This window comes from Nostoc cf. edaphicum LEGE 07299 (assembly GCF_015207245.1).
Classification (GTDB): Bacteria; Cyanobacteriota; Cyanobacteriia; order Cyanobacteriales; family Nostocaceae; genus Nostoc; species Nostoc edaphicum_B.
On sequence record NZ_JADEXF010000751.1, the window covers coordinates 1 to 3,245 of the forward strand.

General features: G+C 43.3%; 5 protein-coding genes. 1 reads left to right on the forward strand and 4 read right to left on the reverse strand.

Going from position 1 to position 3,245, the window contains the following annotated elements; translation table 11 throughout:
- Positions 1-185 precede the first annotated feature (185 nt).
- From IQ229_RS20080 to IQ229_RS20090, 3 genes are all read right to left on the reverse strand, one after another.
- On the reverse strand, positions 186-524 hold the full coding sequence (locus tag IQ229_RS20080; RefSeq protein ID WP_194046753.1) for a cupin domain-containing protein: 339 nt from the start codon (positions 522-524) through the stop codon (positions 186-188).
- A gap of 123 nt (positions 525-647) precedes the next feature.
- Complete coding sequence (locus tag IQ229_RS20085) at positions 648-1,217, reverse strand: SRPBCC family protein (RefSeq protein ID WP_194046755.1); 570 nt, start codon at positions 1,215-1,217, stop codon at positions 648-650.
- Positions 1,217-1,537: an ArsR/SmtB family transcription factor gene (locus tag IQ229_RS20090; protein WP_194046757.1), complete on the reverse strand. Its 321-nt coding sequence runs from the start codon at positions 1,535-1,537 to the stop codon at positions 1,217-1,219. The genes IQ229_RS20085 and IQ229_RS20090 overlap by 1 nt, the downstream gene beginning before the upstream one ends.
- A gap of 168 nt (positions 1,538-1,705) precedes the next feature.
- On the opposite strand from IQ229_RS20090, the gene trpD reads away from it, so the two are divergent.
- Positions 1,706-2,776, forward strand: a complete 1,071-nt coding sequence (gene trpD, locus IQ229_RS20095; RefSeq protein WP_194046759.1) for an anthranilate phosphoribosyltransferase — start codon at positions 1,706-1,708, stop codon at positions 2,774-2,776.
- Here the strand turns inward: trpD and IQ229_RS20100 are convergent.
- Positions 2,706-3,245: retropepsin-like aspartic protease family protein (locus IQ229_RS20100; protein WP_194046761.1), on the reverse strand; the 540-nt coding region annotated here is incomplete at its 5' end. The two genes, trpD and IQ229_RS20100, sit on opposite strands and share 71 nt — an antisense overlap.

The following is a 3,245-nucleotide window of genomic DNA, read 5'->3' on the forward strand; positions in this document are numbered from 1 at the left end:
CTGCAAGTAAGCTTGAATAAATGTCTAATGCTCGTTCCCCCCTTTCTGATTGTTGAATAATCATTGGGATACTTAGTTGAGTCTGATGATTCATATTTAATATCTCCAAAAAAGAACAGGTCTTAACTAAATGAACTATGCTTGGAATAAACTGTTAAGCTAATTTTTTGAGAAAATTAGGTTTTTTATAACTCCTCAAAGATTCCCATCTCACCAAGACGAATTGTAATAAGCTCAACGGACGTAATTGCTTTGTGAGGGCCATTCTGGGTATAAGCAGGCGTAAACCAAAATGTTCCTGCTTTACATTCACGTTCAGCAGTTTCAATCGTTCCATTTAGGACATAAACATATTCACCACAAGGATGGTAGTGAACTGGAATTACTGTGCCAGCAATCATTTTTAGTCTATGAATTGAACCTTTTGGCACTGGTTCAGCTAATGGCAATAATTTCGTACCTGGAACAGGCTGAAACTCAAACCATGTTTCAGCTTCTGTGTCAACAAAAGTCTGTTTATTCATATTTAATTTTCCAAAAGCTCAATTTAATGTGGCTTGGCTAATACTCGTCTAAGTACAAATGATAATGTTGCCAAGCTTTAAATTTAAATGTAATTATTGGTGTGCAATATGTGAATTTACACTTTAACTACTGGAATCTTTGACTAAGATTTGCGGTAGTTTTTCATGCAAACTATAGTTCCATCCACCATTGAGAAAATAACTAAGAACGATACTATCTAATACCTCATATCTACCAACGGGTATTGATGAGAATACAGAGTTGCGATTATTTGGTATTACTGTCTGCATCCCTGCCTTGGACTCATGCATAAATTTGCCTTGCCACGGTTGGGAAATTTCCATTGGTTCATTTAGCTTGATGGCTTTTTGAATCAAATCTTTATGTTCAAGTAGAAGTTTTGTACCCCCAACTACGGGTTGGATTGTCCAGGTAACAACTGAAGGCTGGCACATCATACTGTCTTGCCAAGTGAATGCCAATCGTCTTGGCTCATCAAGTTCAATTACCTGACAGTCTATGTCTCCCTCCAGCCCTGGCAGTGTCGAATGCACAAATCGGAATTTGTGTCCCAAACGCGGCTCAAAGTCGTTTTCCATTAGCCATACTGCCAATGCCTGACGGTTAGTGAGTACCTGCCAAACCCGTTGGGGAGGATAGGGATAGAACACTTCCATATTCAATCGGAGCATCAATTTTCCTCCAAATAATTGCCAAGGGCATCGAGTTTTTCTTGCCAAAACTGCTCGTAATGAGCAATCCATTCAGATATATGTTTCAATGGCTCCGGGTTTAGCCGATAGAAACGCTGTCGCCCTGCTTTTCGCATTTGTACTAAGCCTGCTTCGCAAAGAATCTGTAAGTGCTGAGAAATCGCTGGCAAGCTCATGGCAAATGGCTGGGCTAGTTCTTTGACTGGTTGCTCACCACTACGTAACAGATCCAGTAGCGCCCTGCGTGTGGGATCTGCGATCGCCACAAAAACATCGGCACTGGCAGCAGGTCTACTCATTCCTATTAACCATATATTTAAGCAAATGCTTAATTATAGAATACATAAGTAATTGCTTAAATGTCAACTCCTAAGAACAGCAAAAAGTTGGGATTTTAGTTTCCCAACTTGGCTGCTACTTTCTCATTTTTCGGTAGGATAGCTCCCATACCTACAAAAACCTTGGCTATGGCAACTTCCCCAATCTCTGCTCAAGAATCCTCTGCTAGCTGGTATATTCTGTTGCAACAATTAATAGATGGGCAATCATTGTCTCGGACTCAATCTGCTGAATTGATGCAAGGTTGGCTCAGTGAAGCGGTTCCCCCAGAGTTGTCAGGGGCTATTTTAACAGCACTGAACTTTAAAGGCATTTCTGCCGACGAGTTGACTGGTATGGCTGAAGTATTACAATCTCAATGTTCGCCACTCAGCCCTCAGCACTTACCACCACTCAGCACTGTAATAGATACCTGTGGCACTGGTGGAGATGGGTCATCAACCTTTAATATTTCTACAGCAGTTGCTTTTGTTGCTGCTGCATCTGGCGTACCCGTTGCCAAACACGGCAATCGTTCAGCTTCAAGTCTCACAGGAAGTGCAGATGTATTGGAAGCCTTGGGTGTAAACTTGAGTGCATCCAGCGAAAAAGTACAAGCCGCACTACAAGAAGTCGGGATCACTTTCTTGTTTGCCGCTGGTTGGCATCCAGCACTCAAAGCAGTTGCTCAATTACGGCGGACTCTCAGAGTACGAACAGTATTTAATTTACTTGGGCCGTTAGTAAATCCTTTGCGTCCAACTGGGCAGGTAGTAGGCTTATTTACTCCCAAGCTTTTGGCAACTGTTGCCGAAGCTTTACAGAATTTGGGTAAGGAAAAGGCGATTGTGCTACACGGGCGAGAAAAACTTGATGAGGCTGGGTTAGGAGATGAAACTGACTTAGCGGTTTTATTAGATGGAGAAGTACAGTTAACTACTATTAATCCCCTAGATTTGGATTTAACGCCTGCTCCTATAGGTATGCTTCGGGGTGGAGATGTCCAAGAGAACGCGGAGATTCTTAAGGCTGTACTCCAAGGTAAGGGAACTCAGGCGCAACAGGACGCAGTTGCCTTAAATGCGTCGTTGGCGCTGCAAGTCGCGGGTACGATCGCCTTCCTCGATCACGCCCAAGGAATTAAAATCGCTAAGGATATCCTACAAAGTGGGGCTGCTTGGACGAAGTTGGAGCAGTTGGTTGAGTTTCTGGGGAATTGATTTGCGATCGCAATTGCGGGCGAAACTCCACGACATTACGCTTAATGGTGACATCATAATTACCAAAAAAGTCATGTCCTAAAAGTCCAGTTTCTAGTTCCGTACCTGCGATCGCTACTGGTATTTTATTTACCATTACCCCGCCAACTGCCATCGAATTAACATAGCCCACAGGAAATTCTACCGCTCTGGAACTCGCGGTGTTTGCCTTAGCTTTTCCCACCGTCACGACTCCCAAAGCATTAGCCATCTCTTGGGTGATGACAGTGCCACTTGCTCCCGTATCCACAATCATCTCAAATTGTTGCTGACCATTGAAGGTGACTTCCACAATTGGCGTACCACCAATCCGCCTTTTAATCGGCGCTGTAAATACTGCTTCATCAGGAATCACCACTGCTGATGAAGGCAAACCTGGCTCTGGTGATAACGGTTTTGTTTCTCGTGGAGGTAAGGTAAACTTTGGTGT

Excerpts from the sequence above, each read along its gene's own strand:
- trpD (WP_194046759.1), top strand. The coding sequence starts at position 1,706 with ATGGCAACTTCCCCAATCTCTGCTCAAGAATCCTCTGCTAGCTGGTAT.
- IQ229_RS20090 (WP_194046757.1), bottom strand. The coding sequence starts at position 1,537 with ATGAGTAGACCTGCTGCCAGTGCCGATGTTTTTGTGGCGATCGCAGAT.
- IQ229_RS20080 (WP_194046753.1), bottom strand. The coding sequence starts at position 524 with ATGAATAAACAGACTTTTGTTGACACAGAAGCTGAAACATGGTTTGAG.
- IQ229_RS20085 (WP_194046755.1), bottom strand. The coding sequence starts at position 1,217 with ATGCTCCGATTGAATATGGAAGTGTTCTATCCCTATCCTCCCCAACGG.